Below are 25,091 nucleotides of genomic sequence, written 5' to 3'. Positions count from 1 at the left end.
CGTGACGCCCATCGGCCCGCCCATCAGCAGGGACGACGCTCAGCGTGAGGCCGCCGACGAGCTGCTCAAGCCCGGGTACGAGCACGAGCCGCTGGTGGACGAGGTCTGGCGGCGGCTCCAGCAGTTCCTCGGCGACCTGACGAACCCCGAGGTGGACGGCGCGCCGGCCGGCGGGGTGATCGCGGCCGTGCTCATCGTGCTCATCGTGGGCGGGCTGGCCGGGTTGCTGATCTGGCGGTTGCGCCGGACCACGCGGGGTGCGGCGGGCGGGGGTGGGGAGCTGTTCGGGACGCGGGCGCGCACGGCCGTGGAACACCGGCAGGAGGCCGAGCGGCTGGCGGGCGAGGAGCTCTGGGCCGAGGCGGTCCAGGAGCGTCTGCGGGCCATTGCCCGTGACCTGGAGGAGCGGGCTCTGGTGGACGGGCTGCCCGGCCGTACCGCGGACGAGCTGGCCGCCGAGGCGGGGCGGGCTTTGCCCGGTTTCGCGGGCGAGCTGGCGGCGGCGGCCCGGGTGTTCGACGACGTGACCTATGGCGATGTGCCGGGGACGGCCGAGGCGTACGGCATGCTTCGTGACCTCGACGAGCGGCTGCGCCAGGCCCGCCCGACTCCCCTTCCCCCGCAACCTCCGCTCCCCGGCCAACCACCGCAACCGCCGTTGCCAGGGCAGCCGCCTTTTTCCGGGCAGGCGCCGCGATCGGCGGTCAACGGGCAGGAAGGTCCGCGATGAGCGCTCCCCCGCACACCCCGGCGACCTCCCCGCAGAGCCCCGCCGCCCGGACGGCGACCTCGCCCACTGGTGGGCGGATCTGGCGGGCCGTTCGGGCGCCGCTGCTGGTGGCCGCGCTGCTCACGCTGGTGGCCGCCATCACGGTGCTGTTCACCGGCGGCGACGGCCAGGCCCGCTACCTCGACCCGGAGGACGGCACGCTGCGCGGCGGCAAGGCCCTGGCCCAGCTCCTGCGCGCGCACGGCGTACAGGTGGACCGGGTCGACTCCGCCGAGCAGGCCGCCGCCCTGCCCGGTGACCGGCTGGTCCTGGTCACCGGCAACGTCGACCCGGCCAACCCGGGCGCCCTCGCCGCACTCCCTGGCGACCGGGTCGTGGACGCCCGCAACCTGCACCTCGACCTCCTGGCCCCCGCCGTCGAGCCGGCCCGCGACCCGGCACGGGAGCGCACGCGCGAGCCCGAGTGCGACCTGCCGGCGGCGACCGCCGCAGGCAGCGCGTACCTCGGCGGCCAGCCGCTCGACCCGCCGGCCGGCGCGACCGCGTGCTACCCGTCGCGCGGCAAGCCCACGCTCGTCCAGTACCACGACGGCCAGCGCACGGTCACGGTCCTGAGCAGCACCACCTTCATGACCAACCAGCGCCTCGACGAGGACGGCAACGCCGCCCTGGCGCTCAACCTGCTCGGCGCCAAGCGCGCGGTGACCTGGCTGGTCCCGCCGCCCGCCGAGCCGGGCGACGCGCAGCCGCCCGGGGGCGGCAGCCGTTCCTTCCACGACCTGATGCCCGAGAGCATCGGCTGGGGCCTGCGGATGGCGCTGGTCGCGCTGCTGGTCACCGTGGTGTGGCGGGCCAGGCGGCTCGGCCCGGTCGTCGCCGAGCGGCTGCCGGTGGTGGTGCGCGCCGCCGAGACCGTCGAGGGACGCGGCGGGCTCTACCGGGCCCGCCGGGCACGCGGCCAGGCCGCCGCCGCCCTGCGCGCCGGGACGCTCGACCGGATCGTGCCCAGGCTCGGCCTCACCGGCGACTCGCCCCCGCACGCCGTGGTGAGCGCGGTAGCCGTACGGACGGGGCTGGATCCGCAGCAGATCGGCGGGGCGCTGTACGGCACGGCCCCGGCAGACGACGGCGGGCTTGTCGGTCTGGCCCGATACCTTGAGCAACTGGAGAGGCAGATCATTGAACATTGAGGAGACCACCCGGGTGGCCGGCCGGGCGGAGAGCGCGCGTGAGGCCCTCGGCGCGCTGCGGGCCGAGGTGGCCAAGGCGGTCGTGGGCCAGGACGCGGTCGTGACCGGGCTGGTCATCGCCTTGTTGTGCCGGGGCCACGTGCTGCTCGAAGGCGTGCCCGGCGTGGCCAAGACCCTGATGGTCCGCACCCTCGCGGCAGCGTTGTCGCTCGACTTCAAGCGGGTGCAGTTCACTCCCGACCTGATGCCCGGCGACATCACCGGCTCGCTGATCTACGACGCCAAGACCGCGGAGTTCGAGTTCCGGCGCGGCCCGGTCTTCACGAACCTGCTGCTGGCCGACGAGATCAACCGCACGCCGCCCAAGACGCAGGCGGCGCTCCTGGAGGCGATGGAGGAGCGGCAGGTCAGCGTCGAGGGCGACGGCCTGGCGCTGCCCGACCCGTTCGTGGTCTGCGCGACCCAGAACCCGGTGGAGTACGAAGGCACCTACCAGCTTCCCGAGGCGCAGCTCGACCGGTTCCTGCTCAAGCTGACCGTGCCGCTGCCGCCGCGCGAGCACGAGATCGCGGTGCTGGAGCGGCACGCACAGGGCTTCGACCCGCGTGACCTGAGCCAGGTCAAGGCGGTCGCCACCGCCGACGACCTGGCGGCGGCGCGGGAGGCGTGCAGCAAGACGCACGTCGGGCCCGAGGTGCTGGGGTACATCGTGGACGTCTGCCGGGCGACCCGGCACTCCCCCTCGCTGCAGCTCGGCGTCTCCCCGCGTGGGGCCACCGCGCTGCTGGCGACGGCGCGGGCCTGGGCGTGGTTGTCGGGGCGGGCATATGTGACGCCCGACGACGTCAAGGCGCTGGCGCGGCCCGCGCTCCGCCACCGCGTGCAGCTCCGTCCGGAGGCCGAGCTGGAGGGCGCGACCGCCGACGGCCTGCTCGACGGCATCCTCGCCGCCGTCCCGGTGCCGCGCTGAGATGAGTCTTGGCATGGAAGAGCCCAGTAGGACCCGCTGTCCGGCAGGTTCGGGAGCGGGTGTGGATGAGGGGGCCGCGCTGACATGGCGCTGACCGGGCGGGCCGCGCTGCTGGCGGTCCTGGGTGTGGTCGTGGTGCTCGTCGCGCCCGAGCCCGGCTTCGCGCTGGCCGGGGTCTGCCTGCTGCTGGCCGCCGCGGTCCTGGTCGACCTCGCGCTGGCCGGGAGCGTGCGCGGGCTGCGGTTCCAGCGGTCCGGCGAGACCCTGGTGCGGCTGGGCCAGGTCGCCACGGTCGAGCTGCTGGTCGAGAACCCCGGCTCGCGGCGGGTGCGCGGGCTGCTGCGTGACGCCTGGCCGCCCTCGGCCGGGGCCGAGCCGCGCTCGCTGGCCCTCAACGTCCCGCCGGGCGAGCGCCGGAAGCTGACCGTGGCGCTCACCCCGACCCGCCGGGGCGACCGGCGATCCGCCGCGGTGACCGTACGCTCTCTGGGGCCGCTCGGGCTGGCGGCCCGGCAGGGCAACCACCAGGTGCCGTGGACCATCCGCGTGCTCCCGCCGTTCCTGTCGCGCAAGCATCTGCCCTCCCGGCTGGCCCGGCTGCGCGAGCTCGACGGGCAGCACCCGGCGCTGGTGCGCGGTCAGGGCACCGAGTTCGACTCGCTGCGGGAGTACGTGGTGGGCGACGACGTCCGGTCCATCGACTGGCGGGCCACCGCGCGGCGGCACGACGTGGTGGTGCGCACCTGGCGGCCCGAGCGGGATCGGCGCGTGCTCATCGTGCTCGACACCGGCCGCACCTCCGCCGGCCGCGTCGGCACCGCACCGGTGCCTCTGGCTGAGGAGATGCCGCGGCAGGGGCTGCTGTCGGGGGCGTCGCTGGGACCCGGGGCTTCCCACGGCTCCGGGACCTCTCCGAGCCACGGGGGCTCGCCCAACTCTGGGGGTCCGCGGAAGTTCGGGCTGCCGGCCAGGCGGGGCTCCGACCCGGCGCCGCTCCCCGCTCCCGGGTGGCCCAGGCTCGACTGGTCCATGGACGCCGCCCTCCTGCTGGCCGCCCTGGCCGCGCGGGCGGGTGACCGGGTGGACTTCCTCGCCTACGACCGAGCCATCCGGGCCTGGGTGGCCGGTGCCTCGCGCACCGAGCTGCTGCCCGCGCTGGTGAACGTCATGGCGCCGATCGAGGCCGAGCTCATCGAGGCCGACGCCCAGGGCATGGTGGCCGCGGTGTTGTCGCGGGCGCGGCGGCGGTGCCTGGTGGTGCTGCTCACCGACCTCAACTCCGCGTCCATGGAGGAGGGGCTCATGCCGGTGCTCCCCCAGCTCTCCGCCCGGCACCTCGTGCTGGTCGCGGGGGTTTCCGACCCGCGGGTCACCGCCATGGCCTCGCGCCGGGGATCGGCGGAGGAGGTCTACGACGCCGCAGCCGCCGAACGGGCGCTGGCCGAGCGCCGCCGCATCATCGCGAGGCTGCGGCGAAACGGCGTGGAAGTGGTCGACGCCGTTCCCGACGAGATCGCCCCGGCCCTGGCCGACGCCTACCTCGCGCTGAAGGCCCAGGGCCGCCTCTAGCCACCGAGCGCTCCTGGGCCGGGAGTCTCAGGCGGTGGGGGCCAGGTCGGGGGCTCGTTCGACGTCGCCGGTCTCCTGGGCGCGGAGAGCCCGGCGGCCCAGGACCACCACGTAGACCAGGAACAGCACTTCCGCGACCACCCCGATGGCGATCCGCGCGGCGGTGGGCAGGCCGGACGGGGTGACCAGCGCCTCGATGAGGCCGGAGACGAAGAGCACGACGATCAGGCCCAGCGCGACGGCCATCACGGCCCGCCCCTGCTCGGCCAGGACGTCGAGTCGGCGGCGCGGACCGGGGTCGATGGCGGTCCAGCCCAGCCGCAGGCCCACGGCGGCGGCCAGGAAGAACCCGGTCAGTTCCAGCAGGCCGTGCGGGGTGATCAAGCCGAAGAAGATGTCCAGCTTGTCGCGCGAGGCCATGAGACCGGCGGAGACGGCCACGTTCGCGGCGTTCTGGTAGAGGAAGTACGGGATCGGTAGGCCGCCCAGGATGGCCGACATGATCATGATCATCGAGGCCCAGGCGTTGTTGATCCACACCCGGCTGGCGAAGGAGGCCGCCGGGTTCTCGGAGTAGTAGTCGGCGAAGTCGTGCTCGACGAGCTGCGTGATCTCCTCGGGTGAGGCGATGGCCGCCTGGACGTCCGGGTTGGCCGCCACCCAGGCCGCCATGACCCAGGAGACGACGACGAAGGCCAGCGTCGTCCCCAGCCACCACCACCGCGCCCGGTAGGCCACGACCGGGAAGGACACGGTGAAGAAGCGGGCGAACTCCCGCCAGGCGGGCGCGTGCGCGCCGGTCACCGCCGAACGGGCCCGCGCGACCAGCGCCGACAGCCGGCCGACCAGCATCGGGTCGGCCGAGCCCGAGCGCAGGACGGAGAGCTGGGTGGACACCCGCTGGTAGAGGTCGACCAGTTCGTCGACCTCGGGGCCGGTCAGCCGGTTGCGCCGGGCGACCAGCGTCTCCAGGCGGTCCCAGGCGGGCCGGTGCGCCGCGGCGAAGGCATCGATGTCCACCCGGACATTCTGCCCGAGCAGCCCCACCTTGTGACCGAACCGGCTGCCTCTCCGGGTCTCGGCTGTTTCCTGGTGAGCGGGCGGGACCGAATAGGCTCCTGGTATGTCCGAGGTTGTCACTGGCGATGCCGTAGTCGTCGAGGTGCGGGTCGCGCAGTTGCCCACGCGGGCGCTCGCGCTCATCATCGACCTGGTCGTCCAGTGGACGGTCCTGATCGGGGCTTTTCTCCTGCTCGCCTTCTTCGCCGAGATCAGCGATCCGGCGATCTTCGCGGCGGCGAACATCCTGCTGGTGGTCCTGGTCACCGTGGGCTACCCGGTGGCCGTGGAGAGCCTCACCCGGGGACGCAGCCTCGGCAAGCTGGCCCTCGGGCTCCGGGTGGTGAGTGACGACGGCGGGCCTGAGCGGTTCCGGCAGGCGCTCTTCCGCGGGCTGGCCGGATTCCTGGAGTTCTGGCTGCTGTACGGCGCGCCCGCGCTGATCTCGTCGCTGGTGTCGCAGCAGGGCAAGCGGCTGGGCGACGTCTTCGCCGGGACGATCGTGATCTCCGAGCGCGGGCCGCGGGACACCTCGGCGCTGATCCAGATGCCGCCTCCGCTGGCGCAGTGGGCGGCGACGCTGGAGTTGTCGCAGTTGCCGGACGACGTGGCCGCGGCGGCCCGGCAGTACCTGCTGCGCTGGTCGGAGCTCAATCCGCAGACGCAGTACGAGATGGGGATCCGGATCGCCACCCAGGTGGCGGCCTCGATCTCGCCGCCTCCGCCGCCCGGGGTGCCGCCGCACGCCTTCCTCAGTGCGGTTCTGGCCGAGCGGCGGCGTCGTGAGCAGATACGGCTGGCTCAGCGGGCCGGGTCCGTTCCCCCGCATCCCGCGCCGGGCGGCCTGCCGTACCAGCAGCAGCCCCAGCAGGTCGTCCCCCACCCGCCGATGGCCCAGCAGCCGGTGTACCGGACTCCGGTGCCGCCCACGGGGGAGGATCCGCGGACGACACCGGAGGGGTTCGCGCCCCCGGTCTAGTAGCGGTACTGGGTCTGGGCGTTGAGGATCTTGAAGCGCACCCGCCCGGCCGGGTCGGTCCGGCGGTCGGTGAGCTTGAGGACGTCGAGCCCGCGCTGGATCTCACTGCTGAAGATGTAGCCGTTGTAGTAGTACGCCGACCACGACCCCGCGATGTCCCGCGGCTTGAAGGCTCCGCGGTCGAAGTAACCGATCTCGAACGGCTTGGCCGAGTCGGTGAAGTCCCAGATGGACACCCCGCCCTGGTACCACCCCTGGACCATGATGTCGCGCCCCTTGACCGGGATCAGCGAGCCGTTGTGCGCGACGCAGTTCTCGCTCGCCTGCTGGTGCCGCGAGATCTTGTAGTAGCTCTTGAACACGAGCTCCTTGCCGACGATGTCGAAGATCGCGTCCGCGCCGCGGGTGGGGCCGATGGACGCGGTGCAGGTGGCCGCGCCGCCGCCGCCGAGCTCGTCGGTGAAGACGACCTTGTTCCCGGCGTTGTTGAAGGTCGCCGAGTGCCAGAAGGCGAAGTTCTCGTCGGTGGCGGTGGCGATGACCTTGGGCTGCTCGCGGTTGGAGATGTCCATCAGCACGCCGTCGCCCATGCACGCGCCGGCGGCGAGGTCCTTGGCCGGGTAGACGGTGATGTCGTGGCAGCCGGAGGTCGGCAGGAGCAGGCCGGGCTGGTCCTCGTTGCCGCCGTCGGGGAAGAGCACGGGCGTGGAGACGACCTTGGCCGCCTTCGGGTTCTTGATCGGGACCTTGACGACGGAGATCTTGTCGTGCGGCGGCTTGCACTCGGGGAAGGCGGCGGCCGGGCCGTATGAGGAGACGTACAGGTAGAGCGACTTGCCCTGCTTGTCGGGCACGAGGGTGTGCGTGTGCGAGCCGCAGGCGGTCTCGACGGCCTTGACGTAGCGCGGCCGGGCCTTGTCGCTGATGTCGAAGATCCGGATGCCCTCCCACGAGCGGCTGCTGCTCGGGTCGCCGTAGTCGCTCTTGCAGGAGCTGCCGCTGAGCGGCTCGTCGATGGAGAGGAAGAGCAGGTCGCCCTTGACTGAGATGTCGTTCTGGGCGCCGGGGCACAGGACCTGGCTGACCCGCTTGGGCTTGGTGGGATCGGCCACGTCGAAGACGGTGAAGCCGTTGTAGTTGCCGACGTAGGCGTACCGGCCCTGGAAGGCGAGGTCGGTGCCGTAGGCGGTGAGGTCGGCGAACGCGCCCTTCTTGGGCACGTTGGCGACGAGCTTGACGTTGGGGCTGGACTTGGCGGCCGCCTGGGGGGCGCTCGCCTGGGCGGGCGCCGCGGACACCGCCGCGAGGCATGCCGCCAGTGCCAGCGCGAAGCGGCCGAGTCTGGACGCCACGGAAACCTCCTGCTGAGGGACGGGAAAGCGTCCCCACTATGTCAGTAGATGTCTTCTTTAAGCATTGGATATGCCCATAGAGTGAGGCAACGTCGAGGAGGTCCCGAGTGCGCGCTGCGCTCATCGCCGTCACCGCCGCGTTGGTCACCCTCACCGGGTGCAGCGGCTCCCCCGCGCCCCCGCCGCAGGCCGATTCCGGCGGGCCGGTCATCGTGCCGGGGCGGCCGGGCGAGGAGGCGAAGACGATCAGCCCGGAGGAGGCCGCGACCAGCGTGCCGTCCGCGCCGGTCAACGCGGCCGACGTGAAGTACGTCCAGGACATGGTCGTGCACCACCGGCAGGCGATCGACATGGCCGTGCTGGCGCCCACCCGGGCCCGCGCGGCGAAGGTGAAGGCCATCGCCTCGCGGATCAAGGACTCGCAGGAGCCGGAGATCGCCTACCTGGTCTCCTGGCTCCAGAACGAGGGGCAGAAGGTCCCGGAGGCGCATCACGGGGCCGCGCACGAGGGCATGGCCGGGATGGCGAGCCCGGAGGAGATGGCCGCGCTCAAGGCCGCCTCGGGCGAGGCCTTCGACCGGCTGTTCCTGGACCTGATGATCAAGCATCACCAGGGCGCGGTCGAGATGTCGACGAAGGTGCTGATCGACGGGTCGCAGCGGGCGATCCAGGAGCTGGCCAACGACGTGGGCGCCGGGCAGGCGGCCGAGATCGGCCGGATGCGCCGCATCCTCGCGGAGCTCTGACACCCCGGCGGGACCTGCGCCCCCGGGTTAAGGCCGGGGGCGCAGGCGGGCCGGGCTAGTGACCGCCCGGGACGCCGTTGCCGGGTTCGCGGTACGAGCCCTGGGTCTGGACGTTCAGGATGTCGAGCTTGACGCTGTTGGCCTGGTTGACCCGCGGGTCGTTGACCTTGAAGACGTCGAAGCCGCGCGCGATCTCACTGCCGTAGATGTAGCCGTTGTAGTAGTACGCCGACCAGTAGCCGCCCAGGATGAGGCGGGTGTCGTCGAGCGGCGCCCGGTCGAAGAAGGCGATCTCCTGCGGGTTGGCCGAGTCGGTGAAGTCCCACACCGACAGCCCGCCCTGGTACCACGCCTGGATCATGATGTCCCGACCCTTGACCGGGATCAGCGAGCCGTTGTGGGCCACGCAGTTCTCGGTCGTCGTCTGCAGCCGGGAGATCTTGTAGTAGCTCTTGAACACGAGCTTCCGGTCCACGATGTCGAAGATCGCGTCCGCCCCGCGGTTCGGGCCTTCGGCCGCGGTGCAGCGGGCCGAGGTGCCGCCGCCCAGCTCGTCGGTGAAGACGACCTTGGTCCCGGCGTTGTTGAAGGTGGCCGAGTGCCAGAAGGCGAAGTTCGCGTCGGTGACCTGTTCGATCACCTTAGGCTGGGCGCGGTCGGAGATGTCCAGGAGCACCCCGTCCCCCATGCACGCGCCGGCGGCCAGGTCGAGCTCGGCGTAGGCGGTGATGTCGTGGCAGCCGCTGGTGCTGTTGGCGCCGGGGTAGGTGCCGTAGGGGAAGATCGACGGCGTGCCCACCACCGCGGCGGCGGTCGGGTTCGCGATCGGCACCTTCACAACGGAGATCTTGTCGTGCGGCGGCTGGCAGTCGGGGAAGCTGGCCGACGGGAAGTAGGAGGAGACGTAGACGTAGAACGCCTCGCCCACCTTGTCGGGGACCATCGTGTGGGTGTGCGACCCGCACTGCGTCTCGACCGACTTGATGTACTTCGGGTTGGCCTTGTCGCTGACGTCGAAGATCCGCAGGCCCTCCCACGAGTCCTTGTTGCGCGCGCTCTGCGGCACGGCGTTGCAGGAGTCGTTGCTCAGCGAGTCGTCGACCGAGGTCACCAGGATGTCGCCCAGGATCGTGACGTCCATCTGCCCGCCGGGGCAGCGGACCGAGCTCACCAGCTTGGGCTTCTTGGGGTGCTTGATGTCGTAGATCGCGAAGCCGGTGAAGTTGCCCACGTAGGCGTAGTCGCCCTGGAAGGCGATGTCGCTGTTGATCGCGGCGCCGGCCGGGAGGTCGAGGTGCGCTTGGAGGGAGATGTTGTCGGACTTGACGATGTCGTCGGGAGCCGCGCCGGCCGGGGTGGCGACGAACGCCATCACCACGCCGGCCGCCAGGAGGATGCGGGCGGATAAGCCACGCAGGGACATAAGTGCCTCCAGATCATTCCGTTTTCTAGCGGAATGAGGAGGATTATGAAGCTAAGTGAAGCCTCAACCAAGAGTCTTCTTCTGTTACGAACCAACTCTCCAGGAATGCAGGTAGTCCTCCTGCTCGGTGGTGAGCCGGTCGATCTCCCGCCCCGCCGCCGCCAGCTTGAGCCGCGCCACCTCCGCGTCGAGCTCCTCCGGCACGTCGTAGACGCCTGGCGCGAGCCGGGTCCGCTCCGTGGCCAGCCACGCCACGGCCAGTGCCTGGGCCGAGAAGGACATGTCCATCACCGCCGCCGGGTGGCCCTCCGCCGCGGTCAGGTTCACCAGCCGGCCCTCGGCCAGCAGCAGCAGGCGGCGGCCGTCGGCCAGCACGTACTCGTCGGTGTTCGGGCGCACGCCGCGGTTGATCTCCACCGCCAGCTCGTCCAGCGCCCGGACGTCGATCTCCACGTCGAAGTGCCCGGCGTTGGCCAGGATCGCGCCGTCCTTCATCACCGCCAGGTGTTCCTCGCGGATCACGTCGCGGTTGCCGGTCACGGTGATGAACACCTCGCCCGCCCGGGCCGCGCGTTCCATCGGCAGCACGTCGTAGCCCTGCAGCATCGCGTCGAGGGCCTTCACCGGGTCGATCTCCGTCACCACGACCCGCGCCCCCAGGCCCTTGGCCCGCTCGGCCACGCCCCGGCCGCAGTAGCCGAAGCCGGCCACCACCACCACGCGCCCGGCGAGCATCGTGTTCGTGGCGCGCATGATGCCGTCGAAGGTCGACTGGCCCGTGCCGTACCGGTTGTCGAACATGCGCTTCGTGCGGGTGTCGTTCACCGCCACCATCGGGAAGCGCAGCGCCCCCTCGGCCGCCATCTGGCGTAGCCGGATGATCCCCGTGGTGGTCTCCTCGCACCCGCCCGACACCCGATCCAGCAGGTCGGTGCGCTCGGTGTGCAGGATGTTCACCAGGTCGCAGCCGTCGTCCAGCACCAGGTCGGGGCCGATGTCCAGGGCCTCGTGGATGTGCCGGTAGTAGGCCGCCCGGTCCACCCCGGCCTTGGCGTGGACCGCTATGCCGTACTCGCGCAGCGCCTCGGCCACGTCGTCCTGCGTCGAGAGCGGGTTGGAGGCCGCCAGCGCGATCTCCGCGCCGCCCGCCCGCAGCGCGCCCATCAGCACCGCCGTCTCGGCCGTGACGTGCAGGCACGCCGCGATCCGCAGCCCCTCCAGGGGCCGCTCCCCGGCGAACCGCGTGCCGATCGCCGTCAGCACCGGCATCGACCGGCCCGCCCAACTGATCTTCGATTCGCCGAGCATCCTTCTCACCATCTCGTACGGCAAGCACGGGAGGGCCCGGCCGCCGTACGTGGCCGGGCCCTGTCCAGGGAGACGGTCAGCGGGCGTGCGGGGCGGGCCGCCGCGACGACCCGCCCCTCAAGCGCCCGACGGATCAGTAGCGGTAGTGGTCGGACTTGTACGGGCCCTCGACCGGCACGCCGATGTAGTCGGCCTGCTCCTTGGTCAGCTCGGTGAGCTTGACGCCGAGCGCGTCGAGGTGGAGCCGGGCGACCTTCTCGTCGAGGTGCTTGGGCAGCACGTAGACGCCGATCGGGTACTCCTCGGTCTTCGTGAACAGCTCGATCTGCGCGATCACCTGGTTGGTGAAGGAGTTCGACATCACGAAGCTCGGGTGGCCGGTGGCGCAGCCGAGGTTCATCAGGCGGCCTTCGGCCAGCACGATGATCTGGTGGCCGTCGGGGAACTCCCAGGTGTGGACCTGCGGCTTGACCTCGGACTTCTTGATGCCCGGCACGCGCGCCAGACCGGCCATGTCGATCTCGTTGTCGAAGTGGCCGATGTTGGAGACGATCGCGTTGTGCTTCATCCGGGCCATGTGCTCGGCCGTGATGATGTTGAAGTTGCCGGTCGTGGTCACGAAGATGTCCGCGTAGCCGACGACCTCCTCCAGGGTGGTGACCTGGAAGCCGTCCATCGCCGCCTGGAGGGCGCAGATCGGGTCGATCTCGGTGACGATGACGCGGGCGCCCTGGCCGCGCAGCGCGTCCGCGCAGCCCTTGCCGACGTCGCCGTAGCCGCAGATGACGGCGACCTTGCCGCCGATCAGCACGTCGGTGGCGCGGTTGAGGCCGTCGATGACCGAGTGGCGGCAGCCGTACTTGTTGTCGAACTTCGACTTGGTCACCGAGTCGTTGACGTTGATCGCCGGGAAGAGCAGGGTGCCGGCCTTGAACATCTCGTACAGGCGGTGGACACCGGTGGTGGTCTCCTCGGTCACGCCCTTGATCTGCTCAGCGATCTTGGTCCACTTCTTGTCGGGACCGACGGTGCGCTTGAGCAGGTCGATGATGACGTGCCACTCCTCCGGGTCCTCCTCGGAGGCGGACGGCACGGCGCCGGCCTTCTCGTACTCGACGCCCTTGTGGACCAGGAGCGTGGCGTCGCCGCCGTCGTCGAGGATCATGTTCGGGCCCTCGCCGCCCGGCCAGGTGAGCGCCTGCTCGGTGCACCACCAGTACTCCTCCAGCGTCTCGCCCTTCCAGGCGAAGACCGGCACGCCCTGCGGGTCGTCGACCGTGCCGTTGGGGCCGACGGCGACCGCGGCGGCGGCGTGGTCCTGGGTGGAGAAGATGTTGCAGGAGACCCAGCGCACCTCGGCGCCGAGGGCGACCAGCGTCTCGATCAGCACGGCGGTCTGGATGGTCATGTGCAGCGAGCCCATGATCTTCGCGCCGCGGAGGGGCTGGGAGTCGGCGTACTCCTTGCGCACCGCCATGAGGCCGGGCATCTCGTGCTCGGCCAGCCTGATCTCCTTGCGGCCGAAGTCGGCCAGCGACAGGTCCGCGACCTTGAAGTCCATCTGATTCCCCTCTAGGAAAGTCGTCGCCGTCGAGTCTAGGCGGGCTCGGCGGGGTATCGCATCCTGGAGGGGCGGAATCTGCCACAAGAATGTCAGAATTACTCGTATGCGTATCACCGAAGCCGCTCGACGCCTGGGGATGTCCCCCCGGATGCTCCGCTACCGCGAGGCGCTGGGGCTCTTGCCGCCCGTGCGCGGGCAGGGCGCGCACCGCCGGTTCGGCGACGAGGAGCTGGCCGCGGTGGCGCAGGGCATGGAGCTGGAGAAACGGTTCGACATCTCCCCCGCCGAGCTGGCCTTCGGGCTGCGGGTGCTCAGCGACCCCGCGGTGGCGCAGGCCGTACGGGAGCTGGGGTTGAGCATCGGAAGGCTGCAGGCCCCGCGCCGGGCCCTGGACTTCGAAAAGGAAAAAGCCCTGCGATGGTTGCAAACGCCGCAAAGGGATCAGGCGTCCAACCGGACATGAAGGAACTCATCCTGGCCATGACCCTGGCGCTGCCGCAGGGCCCCGGCCACCCGGTGAAGGTGTACTTTCCCGTCGAGGTCGACTATCCGCCCAAGGTGGCGGCCGTGGTCAGGAACGCTCCCACCTCGGGAGTCGCCCGGTTCGCGGTGGAGCAGTTCATCGCCGGCCCGACCAAGGCCGAGCGGAAGAAGGGCCTGTTCAGCCACCTGAAGCTGGCCGGCCTCTCCGACTGCGGCGGCCCCGACTTCAAGCTAACCGTCAAGTCCGGTACGGCCCGCGTCCGCTTCTGCCGTACGCCCTACGGCCCCGGCCACCTGGCCGACTACGCGATCAAGTACTCCCTGGAACGCACGCTGAAGCAGTTCCCCTCGATCAAGAAGGTCGTCCTGGCCAACCCCGACGGCACCTGCGCCTTCTCGGAGAGCGGCCTGCCCCGCTGCTGACCCCCGGCATGGCAACGGGGCGGCGGGAAGACCCACCGCCCCGCCCCTCGCCTGATCAGGAGACCGGACGGCTGCTCCGGTCGAGGTCGGGCTCCAGGTAGATGACCCGCGCGATCGGGACCGCCGCGCGGATGCGCTGCTCGGCCTCGTCGATGCCGCGGGCCACGTCGGCCGCCGTGTCGTCGTGCTCGACGGCGATCTTGGCGGCGACGAGCAGCTCCTCCGGGCCGAGGTGCAGCGTCTTCATGTGGATGATGCGGTTGACCTCGGGGGCGCCCTCCAGCGCCTGGCGGATCTGGGTCTCGGTGCCGGCGTCGGCGCCCTCGCCGATGAGCAGCGACTTCGTCTCCACCGCGAGGATGACCGCGATGATCGCGAGCAGCACACCGATCATCAGGGTGCCGATGGCGTCCCAGATCGGATTGCCGGTGATCACCGTCATGCTCACGCCGAAGAGGGCGAAGATCAGGCCGAACAGCGCGCCGAGGTCCTCCAGCAGGATCACCGGAAGCTCGGGCGACTTCGACCGCCGCACGAAGGCGACCCACGACTGCTTCCCGCGGACCGCGTTCGACTCTTTGATCGCGGTGCGGAAGGAGAAGGACTCCGCGATGATCGCGAAGACCAGCACGCCGATCGCCCACTGGGCGGAGTCGATCTTGTGCGGGTGCATCAGCTTGGAGATGCCCTCGTAGAGGGAGAACGCCGCGCCGATGGTGAAGAGCACGACCGCCACGATGAAGGAGTAGAAGTAGCGCTCCCGCCCGTAACCGAACGGGTGCTCCGCGGTGCCGGCGCGCTTGGCGCGCTTACCGCCGACCAGCAGCAGCACCTGGTTGCCGGAGTCGGCCACCGAGTGGATGCCCTCCGCGAGCATCGAGGAGGAATTCGTCACCACCGCGGCCACGAACTTGGCCACGGCGATGGCCAGGTTGGCCGCCAGGGCCGCGATGATGGCTTTGGTACCGCCGCTCGCGCTCACCGGTTGTCTCCCACTCACTCGGTCTGAATCAGGTCCAGGGGATCCTATTGTGAAATTCTGGACTTGAGCTCCGCGACGGCCGACACCGGGGTCGGATCGAGACCATAGCCGAGCGCCAGGTAGACGCTGGCATAGTCGACCAGCTCGATCAAGGTGGCCAGCCGGTGGAGCGGATGCTCCCCTTCCGCGACCACCTCCGACACCGGCACCCCGCGATCCTGGGCGAGCTGGATCGAAAGCACCCGGCGGCGGGCCAGTTCGGGCTCCTCCTCGACGTCTCTCAATACCACCAGACGCACGCTCAAACCCGCCTCGTCGGCGAAGATGTCGCGCTGGGCCAGCGGACCGTCGAAGGTGGCCACCTGGTCGAAGAGCTGGCCGTGCAGCGCCGGGTACTTGGCGTTCTTGCCGAGCTGCGTGGCCATGCGGTGCGCGGCGACCGCCGCGACGGCCGACGAACCCCAGATCAGCGGCACGCTGCCGGCCAGTTCCATGGCCAGGGTCTTGCCCGGGTTGACGAACGACTCGCTGGCCGGACGGCAGCGGTGCGCCACGTCCTCCAGCCGGACCGCCATCTGCTCGTAGACCTCGTCGTCGGCCCGGATCAGCCCGAGACCGGACAGCGCCACCAGCGCCGGGACGGCCAGCAGCCACAGGTTGCTGCGCGAGGGACCGTGCGTCGGCACCGCCACGAACGGCGCGGAGGCCTGCTTGGCGATCGCCTCCAGCGGCGAGCCGGCCCGGCCGACCGCCAGCAGGTGGCAGCCGCGCCGCACCGCCTCGGTGGCGACCGCGACGGTCTCCCGGCCGAAACCGGAGCCGGAGATGGCCAGGACCAGGTCGGCCGCGCCGACCCAGCCGGGCAGCCGATAGGAGCTGACGGTGACGATCGGCACGGGCGCGCCCGGACCGCAGATCGTCGTGAGAATGTCGCCGACCAGGCCCGGCGCGCCCATCCCGACCACCACGATGGCGCGCGGGCGCCCGGTGAGCCGGGCCACCCCGCTCTCCAGCGCGATGCGGTGGGCGGTGCGCACGTGCGCCGCGGAGGCGGCCACCGCCGGGAGCATGCCCCCGGGATCCGTCTCGACGAGGTGCGCCTGGTCGTCCAGCAGGTGATCCTGCCAGGTCACGGCTTGCGCGCCTCGTCCACCAGCAGCACGGGGATGTCGTCGCGCACCGGGTAGATCAGCCCGCACGAGGTGCAGGCCAGCTCGTCGCGCTCGGTCTCGGCCCGCAGCGGCGCCTTGCACGCCGGGCAGGCCAGGATCTCCAGCAGCCAGTCGTCGATCTTCACAGTTGGATCCTCCGAAGTACCTCGTCACGAATCGCCGTCATGGTGGCCTCGTCGCCCGCCTCGGCGTTGAGCCGCAGCAGCGGCTCGGTGTTGGACGGGCGCAGGTTGAACCACCAGCCGGCTCCGGTCACGGTCAGGCCGTCGAGCTCGTCGACCTCGCCGCGGCCGGCGAACGCCTGCCGTACGGACTCCATGGCGGCCCGCGCGTCCGCCACGGTGCTGTTGATCTCCCCGGAGGCGTGGTAGCGCGAGTAGGCCGCGACCAGCTCGGACAGGGGACCGTCCTGCTCACCGAGGGCGGCCAGCACGTGCAGCGCGGCCAGCATGCCGGAGTCGGCGTACCAGAAGTCGCGGAAGTAGTAGTGGGCGGAGTGCTCGCCGCCGAAGACCGCGCCGGTGCGGGCCATCTCGGCCTTGATGAAGGAGTGCCCGACCCGGGTGCGCTCGGGCACGCCGCCGTGCTCGGCCACGATCTCCGGTACGGCCAGCGAGGTGATCAGGTTGTGGATGATCACGCTGCCCGGGTGCTTGGCCAGCTCGCGGGTGGCGACCAGCGCGGTGATGGCGCTCGGCGAGACCGACTCGCCCCGCTCGTCCACCACCCAGCAGCGGTCGGCGTCGCCGTCGAAGGCGAGCCCGAGGTCGGCGCCGTGGTCGCGGACGGCCTGCTGCAGGTCGCGCAGGTTGGCCGGCTCCAGCGGGTTGGCCTCGTGGTTGGGGAAGGTGCCGTCGAGCTCGAAGTAGAGCGGTACGAGCTCCAGCGGGAGCCCGGCGAACACGGCGGGCACGGTGTGGCCGCCCATGGCGTTGCCCGCGTCGACGACGACCTTGAGCGGCCGGCTGCCGGACAGGTCGACCAGCGTCTTGAGGTGCGCGGCGTAGCCGTGCAGCAGGTCCTTCTCCACGACGGAGCCGGTCGCCGGGCCGAGGTCGCCGCCACGGTCGCGGATCGCGGCGGCGCGGTCGCGGATCTCGGTGAGCCCGGTGTCCGTGCCGACCGGCACCGCGCCGGCGTGGCACATCTTCATGCCGTTGTAGCGGGCCGGGTTGTGGCTCGCGGTGAACATCACGCCGGGCAGGCCGAGGCTGCCGCTGGCGTAGTAGAGCAGGTCGGTCGAGCCGAGCCCGGCGTCGATCACGTCGGCGCCGCGGGAGAGCGCGCCGCGGATGAAGGCCCGCGAGAGCGCCGGCGAGGAGACCCGCATGTCACGCGCCACGACCAGCGACTGCGCCCCGGTGACCTCGACGAAGGCGGCTCCGACGGCCGCCGCGTCCTGCTCGTCGAACTGCTCCGGCACCACGCCGCGAACGTCGTACGCCTTGAAGATCCCGGCGAGGTCGCCCACTCGTCAGCTCCGCCCCTGGATAGTCGTCTACGGCCCAATGGGGCGATTCCGGCGCAGCCGGACGATGCCTACCCCAGCTATGCAGCCTAGCGGTCCCGGTGTTGCTGCGCGGACCTGAGGACACGCAGGTGCCCGCGGCGGCCGACCTCCACCCCCTGGCCGACCGGCTCGACCCCGCCTGGGGCCGGACGTGCGGCCTCACGGACGGCGTTGGCCAGCGCTTCGAGGTCGTCGGAACTCGGCGCCGCGCCATCGGTCGGCAGCCGGACGACCTCCCACCCGCGAGGGGCGGTGAGCCGCTCGGCGTGTTCGGCGCACAGGTCATAGCAGTGTGGCTCCGCGTACGTCGCCAGGGGGCCGAGCACAGCGGTCGAATCGGCGTACACGTACGTGAGCGTGAAGACGGCAGGCTGACTGCAAGCAGTGCGGGAACAGCGGCGGACGGGGCTCACGGAGGGACCGTATCCGGTAAGAGACCCGTGCGCCACTACCTGAGCGCTCTTACCGAGCGTGTCGCCACAATTCGGACACCTATCACAGCCTTTTCGTAGACTGGTTCCGTGACAGGACTCTTGCCTTGACCGAGCGGCGCGGTCCCCGCCGCCGCGACCGGCACGGGCGGGGCCTTCGCGGCCCCCTCGCCCCCGCCTGGGTGCCGATGGCCCGCTCACGCAGCGAACGCTTCGACGATCTGGTGCTCGACGCGGTCGAGCGGCTGCGCCCCCAGTGGGGCAAGCAACTGGCCTCCGTCGAGTTCGCCGTGGAGGAGGTGCCGCCCCTCGCCGAACTGGGCGACGGGCCGACACGCCCGGAGTCGGTGCCCTTCGGGCGAGCCGACGCGGCGCGCGGGCGCGAGCCGGCCTCCGTGGTGCTCTACCGGCGGCCTCTGGAGGCCCGCGCCCGCGATCGCGACATGCTGGGCGCCCTGATCCACGACGTGGTCGTGGAGCAGGTCGCCACCCTGCTGGGCCTGCCACCCGAGACGGTCGATCCCGGCTGGGACGACAGGCGCTGACGGACACCACGTACCGCACGAAAAGGGGGACCACCGTAGTGGTCCCCCTTTTTCATCCGGCCTGGCGCTTCAACCTGCGCCTTTCCCGCTCCGACAACCCGCCCCAGATGCCGAAGCGCTCGTCGTGCTCGAGCGCGTACTCCAGACACTCGGCCCGGACCTCGCAGGCCCGGCAGACCTTCTTCGCCTCTCGGGTGGAACCACCCTTCTCCGGGAAGAAGGCCTCGGGGTCAGTCTGCGCGCACAAAGCCCGCTCCTGCCACCCGAGTTCCTCGCCGTCCAATTCCTCAGGTGCGATGACCAGTTCGGCCACTGCACACCTCCCTGCCGCCTGCCCGCAATGGAGCCCCCCATTCACGCCCCCCTCTTACCCCAGGAGGGGGCGTAACAACATGGCTGTAATTACACGCGTGTCCAGCAGGGATCGTCAAGCGGCATGCCGGTATCCGGGGAAAGACCAGCTCGCCCCGGTGTGCTCGCGATGTGCGGTTGACATGCGGCCCATGTCGGAATCCATGGCATTGGCCTGACATAGTCAACGCGGTAAGCGTCGGAACCGTACCAGGGCGGTATTGACTACCGCCCGCGGCTCACCTTCTCTCTAGCTGCTCTTTGCCCGACTCTTACCTGCGCGGGTCGGGGGTGTAGATGGCGGTGGGATCGATCGGGTCGTCGCCCTGACCGGCCGGGACGCCGAGCGCGTCACCGCGGTACATCGACGGGTCGAGCCTGACCGTCGAGTCGACCGGCTGCTCGCTCCACTGCTGCTGGTGCTGCGGCTGTTGCTGCTGCTGGGGGTAGCCCTGCGCGGCGGGCTGGAGCGGGGTCTGCGGGTGGCCGAACGGGTCGTCGTACGGCGTGGCCGCGGGGGCGTGCCCGTAGTCGGGGATGTTCATCGGCTGGTGCGCGCCGGAGTTCTGCTGGTAGGAGCTGGCCTGCTGGTAGGCGTCCATGAGCTGCTGCGAGCGCGGGTCCACCGGGGGTTCGGGGACCTGGAAGGCGGGCTGCTGGGCGTACTCCTGGCCCGAGTAGCCGGTGAACGGCGTGCCGCCCTGCTGGTTCTGCGGGCTCGGCTGGTGCTGCTGGTTCTGCGGGTCGAACGCGGGGGCCTGGTTGTAGTACGGCTGCGGGTCCGAGAGCTGCGGGTAGTTCAGCTCCGGCTGGGTCTCGGCGGGGCCGTAGGGGGCGGGGTTGGCCGAGGCGTACACGTTGGGGTTGCTGTCCACGGTCTGGTAGCCGGAGGGCTGCTGGGCGTGGGAGGGGGCGTAGGACGGGCGGTCCAGGGAGGGGTAGGTGCCGCCGCCGCCGGGCTGGGCGTCCGCCGGGACGTAGGGGGCCGGGGTGTAGCCCGTCTCGGGGAGGGTTTCGGACGGCTGATAACCCGAGTCGGACGAGGGGTAGGCCGAGTCGGCGGAGGGGTAGCCGGAATCCTGCGACGGGAAGCCCGAATCCAGGGAGTGGTAGCCGGAATCGGCGGACTGGTAGCTCTGGCTCGGGTAGGCGGCCGGCTGCTGGAGCGGCTCGGCCGGGGGCAGGGCCGGGCGGGACGGCTCGACCTGCTCCGGCTGCGCGGGGGGCAGGGGCTGGGGCGTCGGGGGCTGGTAGGCCTGGTGCAGGGGCTGGATCGGGGGGACCGACGAGGGCTGCTGCGGGGAGACAGGCTGCTGGGCGAGGGGCTGCTGGGCGTGGGGCTGGGCCGGCTGCTGGGGGGCGGGCTGGCCGATCGCCTGCGAGACCGGCTGGGGCACCGGCTGGGCCTGGGGCAGCGCCTGGGGGGCGGGCTGGAGCTGGGCGGCCTGCTGGGGCTGGCCCTGGGGGTGGCCGGGCTGGCCCTGAGCGTGCTGGGGCTGGCCCTGAGCGTGCTGGGGCTGGGGCTGGCCGGGCTGAGCGTGGGCGTGCTGGGGCTGGGCGGCCTGGTCGGGCTGCTGGCTGGGCCCAGGCTGGCCGTACTGGGAGTCGGGCTGCTGGGCCTGCCCGGGCTGGCCGTACACGGAGTCAGGCTGCTGGTTGTAGCCGGCCTGGCCGTACAAGGAGTCGGGCTGCCGGCCGTACGTCGACTGGGCGTAGGCGGGGGGCTGCTGCCCGAAGCCCTGCTCGGCGAACCCGGACGGCGGCGAGTAAGAGGCCCCGAAACCGGTGCCCCCCTTGACGGCGGACCCCTCACCGAGGACCATCGGCCGCACGTACATCAGCGCGAGCAGGATGAGCGCGATCTCGATCCCCCCGGAGAGAAACGCCCAGATCACCCCGCTCGAGTCCCAGGAGATGACCCGGAAGATCAGTCCGAGCGCGCTGAGCCCCGCCGCGACGGCGAGCTCGCAGGCGAGGACGGTCAGCAGGAGCTTGGACCGCACCTGAGCCGCCGCGACCAGGAGGATCGCGCCGAAGACCAGGGCGGTGGCGACCGGTCCGGACAGCCCGGTGAGGTGGGCGGACCCGCGTCCGACCAGCCCGCCGCCGCTGCCGAACAGCGTCTGGACCAGCGCGGCGAGGATGTTGACGGCCGTCCAGGCCACGACCAGCCAGGCCGCGGGTTCTCGCAGCCGGTTGACGGTCTCTCTGTTCACGGACTCGCTCACATCTACCCCCATACAGACCCTTTGGTCCGATGGGAGTGTGCCACATAAGTCCCCTCGTAGGCGGTAGACCCAACAACCACAACTGTCACAAATCGCTAAAACTGCCCCGATTTCCGGGCTCCGGGAGCTGAAGCCTTACCTCCCGGACAGGGGTGACAGACTGGTCGGCATGCGTATCGTCTCCCTCGCCGGCGGCATCGGCGGCGCCCGTTTCCTGCGCGGTCTCAAGGCCGCCGCGCCCGACGCCGAGATCACCGTGATCGGTAACACCGGCGACGACATCACCCTGTTCGGCCTGCGGGTCTGCCCCGACCTCGACACCGTCATGTACACCCTCGGCGGCGGCATCAACGAGGAGCAGGGCTGGGGCCGCGAGAAGGAGACGCACGTCGTCAAGGAGGAACTGGCCGCGTACGGCGTCGAGCCGCAGTGGTTCGGGCTCGGCGACCGCGACTTCGCCACCCACATCGTGCGTTCGCAGATGCTGGAGGCCGGTTACCCGCTCTCGCAGATCACCGAGGCGCTCTGCGCCCGCTGGCAGCCCGGCGTGCGGCTGATCCCGATGAGCGACGATCGCTGCGAGACCCACGTCCTGCTCACCGACGAGCGGGGCCGCCGGGCCGTGCACTTCCAGGAGTGGTGGGTACGGCTGCGCGCCTCGGTGCCCGCCGAGTCGATCGGCCTGGTCGGGGCCGACTCCGCCAAGCCCGCGCCCGGCGTCCTGGAGGCCGTCGCCGAGGCCGACGTCGTGATCCTGCCGCCGTCCAACCCGGTGGTGAGCATCGGCACCATCCTCCAGGTGCCCGGCATCCGGGCCGCGGTCGAGGCGAAGAAGGTCGTCGGCGTCTCCCCCATCATCGGCGGGGCGCCGGTGCGCGGCATGGCCGACGCCTGCCTGAGCGCGATCGGCGTCGAGACCAGCGCGCAGGCCGTGCTGGAGCTGTACGGCAGGCCGCTGATCGACGGCTGGCTGGTCGCCGAGCAGGACGCCGGCGTGGCGCTCGACGGGGTGCGGGTCGAGGCCCGGCCGCTGCTGATGTCCGACCCCGACGCCACCCGCGCGCTCGCCCAGGCCACGCTCGACCTGGCCGCGGCGCTGTGATCACGATCGTGCCGGTCACCGGGCTGGGCGAGGTCCGCCCCGGTGACGACCTCGCGGCCCTGCTGGCCGGGGCGGACGTGCGCGACGGGGACATCGTGGTGATCACCTCGAAGATCGTCAGCAAGGCCGAGGGCCGGATCCGGCACGCCCCCGACCGGGCGGCGGCCATCGCCGAGGAGACCGAGCGCGTGGTCGCCCGGCGCGGCGACACCGTCATCGCGCAGACGCGCCACGGCTTCGTCATGGCCGCGGCCGGCGTGGACGCCTCGAACACCGAGCCCGGCACCGTGCTGCTGCTGCCGGAGGACGCGGACGAGTCGGCCCGGCGGATCCGCAAGTCGCTGGGCAAGGCCGCCGGGGTGGTCATCACCGACACCTTCGGGCGGCCGTGGCGGCACGGGCTCACCGACGTCGCCATCGGAGCGGCCGGCGTGCAGGTCCTTGAGGACTTCCGTGGCGGGGTGGACACGCACGGCAACCCGCTGGTGGCGACCGTCACCGCGCTGGCCGACGAGATCGCCGCCGCGGCCGAGCTGGTCAAGGGCAAGCTCACCGGGGTGCCGGTCGCGCTGGTGCGCGGGCTGGCGCACCTGGTCACCGCCGAGGACGGGCCCGGCGTCCGGCCGCTGGTCCGGCCCGCCGACGAGGACCTCTTCCGGTACGGCTCGCGCGACGTCGTGCACGCCCGGCGCACCGCCACGGCCTTCGCCGACCGGCCGGTCAGCCCAGGGATCGTCCGGCAGGCCGTCTCCGCCGCCCTCACCGCCCCCGCTGTCAAGGCCGGGAACGGGGGGACGACCGCCGAGACCGCTGGGAACCCCGGGAACGGCGTGCCGTGGCGCTTCGTGCTGGTCGAGTCGGCCGAGGCCGGCGAGCGGTTGCGCGCGGCGGCCCCGGAGGTGCCCGCGAGCGCGCCCGGGCTGCTGGTGCCGTGCCTGGCGGGCGCCGAGCCCGACCGGCCGAACCTGCTGGCGCTGGGCGCGAGCGTGGAGAACCTGCTGGTCCAGCTCGCCGTGGAGGGAGTGGCCGCCGCCTGGGTGTTCCCGGAGGAGGTCGCCCTCGACCTGCCGCGCGGGTGGACCCCGGCCGGGGTGGTGGCCTACGGCTACCCGGCCACCCCGCAGCCCGAGCGACTCCCGCCGGACCCCGCCGGCTTCATCGAGATCCGCTGACCCCCTCAGCGGACGGTCCGCTGATCCCCCTCAGCGGGGCTGGGTGGCTCCGCAGACGGGGTGGCAGAGGCGGCGGGCCAGGGCGGCCAGGAAGACGTCGATGATCTCCCCCGGCTCCTTGGCCACGTGCAGGGAGCCGTTGGTGGCCGCCGCGATCTCGCCCAGCCCGACCCGGTCCGCCCCGCTCCCGAAGGCGATGATCACGATCTGCACGGGCCGCTCGGGGTCCCACTCCCGGCGCAGCCGCTCCAGCAGCGCGGCCCTGGACAGCCCGCCGTCGTCCCGGCCCGACGTGATCACCAGGAGCGTGTTGTTCATCGTCTCGGCGTACCGCGAGGTCATCTCGCGAAAGCCCGCGTCGATGGCCTGGTGCAGCGCGCTGCCCTGCTTGGGGTGGGCGCGCAGCTCGCCGGTGAGCGTGGTGAGCCGCCCCCGGCGGACCAGCTCGCCGGCCTCCGGTTCGGCCACCGGCCCGAGGGAGACCCGCTTGCGGTGGGTCTCGGCGAACTCCCACAACCCCATCCGCGTCGAGTCCGGGAAGAGCTGCAGCCCGAGCCGGGCGGCGTCCATGGCCACCTCCAGGCGGGTCCGGCCGGCCAGCGGCTCGGCCATGTGCTTGGAGGTCTCGGCCAGCACCAGGATGTTGGTCGGCGGCGCGAGCCGGCTCCACGCCTGGAGCGCCTCGTCGATGTCGCCGGGCGAGACGGTGGGCCGCAGCCGGGGCGTGGGCGCGCCGGGTGCGCCGCCCGCGCCGCTGCCGTCGGCGGCGCGGAAGCCGGCCCGGCGGATGACCTCCTGCCCGCCCGCGCCGCGCAGCCACCGCCCGAACAGCGCCGCGCCCTCGGCCAGCCGGGGATCGGTCGCGGTGACCTGGTAGGGGTAGTCCAGGTTGATCGTGCCCTCGCGCGGGTGCAGGGCGACGATCGGGTCGGCGCCGAGCGCGGTGTGCGCGAGCACCGACTGCTCGGGCACGATCACCACCGGCCGCTGCCAGAAGGAGCGGTCCTCGGCGGCGGCCAGCAGCGTGCGGTAGTCGGGCGCCGAGCCGGCCTGGGCCCAGCGCACGAAGGCGGTCAGCGCCTTGTCCGCGTCCGGTCCCGAGCCGACCACGTCGCGGGCGGCGGCCACGGTGGCGATCCCCGCTCCGGCCAGCGACGGGTCGGGCACGCGCACGATGTCCGGCTCGTTGTCGGTCGGCCGCAGCCGCCCGCGCGCGGCGGCCGGGAAGACGAGCTGCCAGTTCATCTCGGTACGGCTGACCGCGAAGCGCTGGGCGAGCGAGGAGCGGGTGGCGAACACCAGGGGCGAGGTCGCCACCACGGTCTCGGGCCCGGTCAGCCGGCCGTTCTCGCGCGCCAGCCGTACCCACGCCGAGGAGTCGGAGATCCAGGCGTCGGGCCGCTCGCTCAGCACCCCGGCCCGCTCGCCGAGCAGGGTGCGCAGCACGGTCGCCGGGGCCTGCTCGCTGACCTGGACCAGCACGCACCAGCCGTCCACGGCGGCCTTGGTCTCGTTGAAGCGCCCGGCCGCCTCCATGGCCGCGGGAGCGATGTCGCCCGCCGCGGCCACGCTGACCAGAACCGGCTCTCGCGCGGCGCATCCGCCACCGCCGCCGGCGCGGATCGCCACGACGCCCACGGCGATCAGCGCGAGGGCGCCGAGCGCCGCCGCGAGACCCCGCCACAGCGCCCTGCGCCGCCGGGTCATCAGCAAAGACCGGTGCTGACCCTGCCGCACGAAACCCGTACCTCCTGCCGCCCGCCGGTCCACCGAGCGCATGACCGGCGGTCAACGGAGCATAG

General features: G+C 71.8%; 24 protein-coding genes. 11 read left to right on the top strand and 13 right to left on the bottom strand.

Annotated features, from left to right (window positions below):
- The first annotated feature begins 1 nt into the window (after nucleotide 1).
- From AB0I67_RS03305 to AB0I67_RS03290, 4 genes are all read left to right on the top strand, one after another.
- Nucleotides 2-730: a DUF4129 domain-containing protein gene (locus tag AB0I67_RS03305; protein ID WP_357916800.1), complete on the top strand. Its 729-nt coding sequence runs from the start codon at nucleotides 2-4 to the stop codon at nucleotides 728-730.
- Complete coding sequence (locus tag AB0I67_RS03300) at nucleotides 727-1,920, top strand: DUF4350 domain-containing protein (RefSeq protein WP_357916797.1); 1,194 nt, start codon at nucleotides 727-729, stop codon at nucleotides 1,918-1,920. The genes AB0I67_RS03305 and AB0I67_RS03300 overlap by 4 nt, the downstream gene beginning before the upstream one ends.
- Nucleotides 1,916-2,890 (top strand): MoxR family ATPase, encoded by a 975-nt coding sequence (locus AB0I67_RS03295; protein ID WP_357918376.1) that lies wholly within the window; start codon nucleotides 1,916-1,918, stop codon nucleotides 2,888-2,890. The genes AB0I67_RS03300 and AB0I67_RS03295 overlap by 5 nt, the downstream gene beginning before the upstream one ends.
- Nucleotides 2,891-2,974: 84 nt before the next feature.
- On the top strand, nucleotides 2,975-4,459 hold the full coding sequence (locus tag AB0I67_RS03290) for a DUF58 domain-containing protein (RefSeq protein WP_357916794.1): 1,485 nt from the start codon (nucleotides 2,975-2,977) through the stop codon (nucleotides 4,457-4,459).
- A gap of 27 nt (nucleotides 4,460-4,486) precedes the next feature.
- On the opposite strand, the gene AB0I67_RS03285 is transcribed toward AB0I67_RS03290, so the two are convergent.
- Entirely contained in the window at nucleotides 4,487-5,479 is a 993-nt protein-coding gene (locus AB0I67_RS03285; protein ID WP_357916791.1) for a stage II sporulation protein M, read from the bottom strand.
- A gap of 103 nt (nucleotides 5,480-5,582) precedes the next feature.
- On the opposite strand from AB0I67_RS03285, the gene AB0I67_RS03280 reads away from it, so the two are divergent.
- Nucleotides 5,583-6,497 carry an RDD family protein gene (locus tag AB0I67_RS03280; protein ID WP_357916788.1) on the top strand — a complete coding sequence of 305 codons (915 nt, stop codon included), beginning with the start codon at nucleotides 5,583-5,585 and terminating at the stop codon, nucleotides 6,495-6,497.
- Here AB0I67_RS03280 and AB0I67_RS03275 read toward each other — a convergent pair.
- Entirely contained in the window at nucleotides 6,494-7,849 is a 1,356-nt protein-coding gene (locus tag AB0I67_RS03275; protein WP_357916785.1) for a hypothetical protein, read from the bottom strand. The genes AB0I67_RS03280 and AB0I67_RS03275 overlap by 4 nt on opposite strands.
- Before the next feature lie 107 nt (nucleotides 7,850-7,956).
- Between AB0I67_RS03275 and AB0I67_RS03270 the strand changes: the two genes are divergently transcribed.
- Nucleotides 7,957-8,595: a DUF305 domain-containing protein gene (locus AB0I67_RS03270; RefSeq protein WP_357916782.1), complete on the top strand. Its 639-nt coding sequence runs from the start codon at nucleotides 7,957-7,959 to the stop codon at nucleotides 8,593-8,595.
- A 55-nt stretch (nucleotides 8,596-8,650) separates the two neighbouring features.
- Here AB0I67_RS03270 and AB0I67_RS03265 read toward each other — a convergent pair whose 3' ends face one another.
- The 3 genes from AB0I67_RS03265 to ahcY form a co-directional block, all read right to left on the bottom strand.
- Nucleotides 8,651-10,018 (bottom strand): hypothetical protein, encoded by a 1,368-nt coding sequence (locus AB0I67_RS03265; protein WP_357916779.1) that lies wholly within the window; start codon nucleotides 10,016-10,018, stop codon nucleotides 8,651-8,653.
- An 84-nt stretch (nucleotides 10,019-10,102) separates the two neighbouring features.
- Nucleotides 10,103-11,326 (bottom strand): adenosylhomocysteinase, encoded by a 1,224-nt coding sequence (locus AB0I67_RS03260; RefSeq protein WP_357916776.1) that lies wholly within the window; start codon nucleotides 11,324-11,326, stop codon nucleotides 10,103-10,105.
- Nucleotides 11,327-11,459: 133 nt separating this feature from the next.
- Nucleotides 11,460-12,887: an adenosylhomocysteinase gene (gene ahcY, locus AB0I67_RS03255; RefSeq protein WP_357916773.1), complete on the bottom strand. Its 1,428-nt coding sequence runs from the start codon at nucleotides 12,885-12,887 to the stop codon at nucleotides 11,460-11,462.
- Nucleotides 12,888-12,993: 106 nt separating this feature from the next.
- On the opposite strand from ahcY, the gene AB0I67_RS03250 reads away from it, so the two are divergent.
- Complete coding sequence (locus AB0I67_RS03250) at nucleotides 12,994-13,353, top strand: MerR family DNA-binding transcriptional regulator (protein ID WP_357916770.1); 360 nt, start codon at nucleotides 12,994-12,996, stop codon at nucleotides 13,351-13,353.
- Entirely contained in the window at nucleotides 13,350-13,796 is a 447-nt protein-coding gene (locus tag AB0I67_RS03245; RefSeq protein ID WP_357916767.1) for a GerMN domain-containing protein, read from the top strand. The genes AB0I67_RS03250 and AB0I67_RS03245 overlap by 4 nt, the downstream gene beginning before the upstream one ends.
- Before the next feature lie 55 nt (nucleotides 13,797-13,851).
- Here the strand turns inward: AB0I67_RS03245 and AB0I67_RS03240 are convergent, their stop codons facing one another.
- The 5 genes from AB0I67_RS03240 to AB0I67_RS03220 all read right to left on the bottom strand — a co-directional run bounded on the left by AB0I67_RS03240 (nucleotide 13,852) and on the right by AB0I67_RS03220 (nucleotide 17,873).
- The gene (locus AB0I67_RS03240; RefSeq protein WP_357916764.1) at nucleotides 13,852-14,778 is read right to left on the bottom strand and encodes a cation diffusion facilitator family transporter; all 927 of its coding nucleotides are present in this window, start codon (nucleotides 14,776-14,778) and stop codon (nucleotides 13,852-13,854) included.
- A 44-nt stretch (nucleotides 14,779-14,822) separates the two neighbouring features.
- Nucleotides 14,823-15,911, bottom strand: a complete 1,089-nt coding sequence (locus AB0I67_RS03235; protein WP_357916761.1) for an SIS domain-containing protein — start codon at nucleotides 15,909-15,911, stop codon at nucleotides 14,823-14,825.
- Nucleotides 15,908-16,075, bottom strand: coding sequence for a Trm112 family protein (locus tag AB0I67_RS03230; RefSeq protein ID WP_357916758.1), 168 nt, complete (start codon nucleotides 16,073-16,075; stop codon nucleotides 15,908-15,910). Before AB0I67_RS03230 ends, AB0I67_RS03235 begins: the two co-directional genes overlap by 4 nt.
- Nucleotides 16,072-17,421, bottom strand: a complete 1,350-nt coding sequence (locus tag AB0I67_RS03225; RefSeq protein ID WP_357916755.1) for a phosphomannomutase/phosphoglucomutase — start codon at nucleotides 17,419-17,421, stop codon at nucleotides 16,072-16,074. The genes AB0I67_RS03230 and AB0I67_RS03225 overlap by 4 nt, the downstream gene beginning before the upstream one ends.
- 86 nt (nucleotides 17,422-17,507) lie before the next feature.
- Nucleotides 17,508-17,873 (bottom strand): DUF3499 domain-containing protein, encoded by a 366-nt coding sequence (locus AB0I67_RS03220; protein WP_357916752.1) that lies wholly within the window; start codon nucleotides 17,871-17,873, stop codon nucleotides 17,508-17,510.
- Between the two features lie 125 nt (nucleotides 17,874-17,998).
- Between AB0I67_RS03220 and AB0I67_RS03215 the strand changes: the two genes are divergently transcribed.
- The gene (locus AB0I67_RS03215) at nucleotides 17,999-18,436 is read left to right on the top strand and encodes a metallopeptidase family protein (protein ID WP_357916749.1); all 438 of its coding nucleotides are present in this window, start codon (nucleotides 17,999-18,001) and stop codon (nucleotides 18,434-18,436) included.
- Nucleotides 18,437-18,488: 52 nt separating this feature from the next.
- Here the strand turns inward: AB0I67_RS03215 and AB0I67_RS03210 are convergent, their stop codons facing one another.
- On the bottom strand, nucleotides 18,489-18,749 hold the full coding sequence (locus tag AB0I67_RS03210) for a WhiB family transcriptional regulator (RefSeq protein ID WP_357916746.1): 261 nt from the start codon (nucleotides 18,747-18,749) through the stop codon (nucleotides 18,489-18,491).
- A 310-nt stretch (nucleotides 18,750-19,059) separates the two neighbouring features.
- Nucleotides 19,060-21,003, bottom strand: a complete 1,944-nt coding sequence (locus AB0I67_RS03205; protein ID WP_357916744.1) for a hypothetical protein — start codon at nucleotides 21,001-21,003, stop codon at nucleotides 19,060-19,062.
- A 181-nt stretch (nucleotides 21,004-21,184) separates the two neighbouring features.
- Here AB0I67_RS03205 and cofD point away from each other — a divergent pair, with 181 nt between their 5' ends.
- Both cofD and AB0I67_RS03195 read left to right on the top strand, forming a co-directional pair.
- A complete protein-coding gene (cofD, locus tag AB0I67_RS03200; protein ID WP_357916741.1) occupies nucleotides 21,185-22,117 on the top strand; it encodes a 2-phospho-L-lactate transferase in 933 nt (310 codons plus the stop codon).
- Nucleotides 22,114-23,289, top strand: a complete 1,176-nt coding sequence (locus AB0I67_RS03195; protein ID WP_357916738.1) for a coenzyme F420-0:L-glutamate ligase — start codon at nucleotides 22,114-22,116, stop codon at nucleotides 23,287-23,289. The genes cofD and AB0I67_RS03195 overlap by 4 nt, the downstream gene beginning before the upstream one ends.
- A gap of 30 nt (nucleotides 23,290-23,319) precedes the next feature.
- Here the strand turns inward: AB0I67_RS03195 and AB0I67_RS03190 are convergent, their stop codons facing one another.
- Complete coding sequence (locus tag AB0I67_RS03190; RefSeq protein WP_357916736.1) at nucleotides 23,320-25,068, bottom strand: substrate-binding and VWA domain-containing protein; 1,749 nt, start codon at nucleotides 25,066-25,068, stop codon at nucleotides 23,320-23,322.
- Nucleotides 25,069-25,091 lie beyond the last annotated feature (23 nt).

This window comes from Nonomuraea sp. NPDC050310 (genome assembly GCF_040655795.1).
Lineage (GTDB): Bacteria > Actinomycetota > Actinomycetes > Streptosporangiales > Streptosporangiaceae > Nonomuraea.
The sequence above is the reverse complement of the archived record's forward strand: the minus strand, read 5'-3'. Positions and strand labels throughout refer to the sequence as shown.

What these genes read in the sequence shown, in the direction of transcription:
- AB0I67_RS03300 (WP_357916797.1), top strand. Translation starts at nt 727, where the DNA reads ATGAGCGCTCCCCCGCACACCCCGGCGACCTCCCCGCAGAGCCCCGCC.
- AB0I67_RS03290 (WP_357916794.1), top strand. Translation starts at nt 2,975, where the DNA reads ATGGCGCTGACCGGGCGGGCCGCGCTGCTGGCGGTCCTGGGTGTGGTC.
- AB0I67_RS03280 (WP_357916788.1), top strand. Translation starts at nt 5,583, where the DNA reads ATGTCCGAGGTTGTCACTGGCGATGCCGTAGTCGTCGAGGTGCGGGTC.
- AB0I67_RS03265 (WP_357916779.1), bottom strand. Translation starts at nt 10,018, where the DNA reads ATGTCCCTGCGTGGCTTATCCGCCCGCATCCTCCTGGCGGCCGGCGTG.
- AB0I67_RS03260 (WP_357916776.1), bottom strand. Translation starts at nt 11,326, where the DNA reads ATGCTCGGCGAATCGAAGATCAGTTGGGCGGGCCGGTCGATGCCGGTG.
- ahcY (WP_357916773.1), bottom strand. Translation starts at nt 12,887, where the DNA reads ATGGACTTCAAGGTCGCGGACCTGTCGCTGGCCGACTTCGGCCGCAAG.
- AB0I67_RS03250 (WP_357916770.1), top strand. Translation starts at nt 12,994, where the DNA reads ATGCGTATCACCGAAGCCGCTCGACGCCTGGGGATGTCCCCCCGGATG.
- AB0I67_RS03245 (WP_357916767.1), top strand. Translation starts at nt 13,350, where the DNA reads ATGAAGGAACTCATCCTGGCCATGACCCTGGCGCTGCCGCAGGGCCCC.
- cofD (WP_357916741.1), top strand. Translation starts at nt 21,185, where the DNA reads ATGCGTATCGTCTCCCTCGCCGGCGGCATCGGCGGCGCCCGTTTCCTG.
- AB0I67_RS03190 (WP_357916736.1), bottom strand. Translation starts at nt 25,068, where the DNA reads ATGCGCTCGGTGGACCGGCGGGCGGCAGGAGGTACGGGTTTCGTGCGG.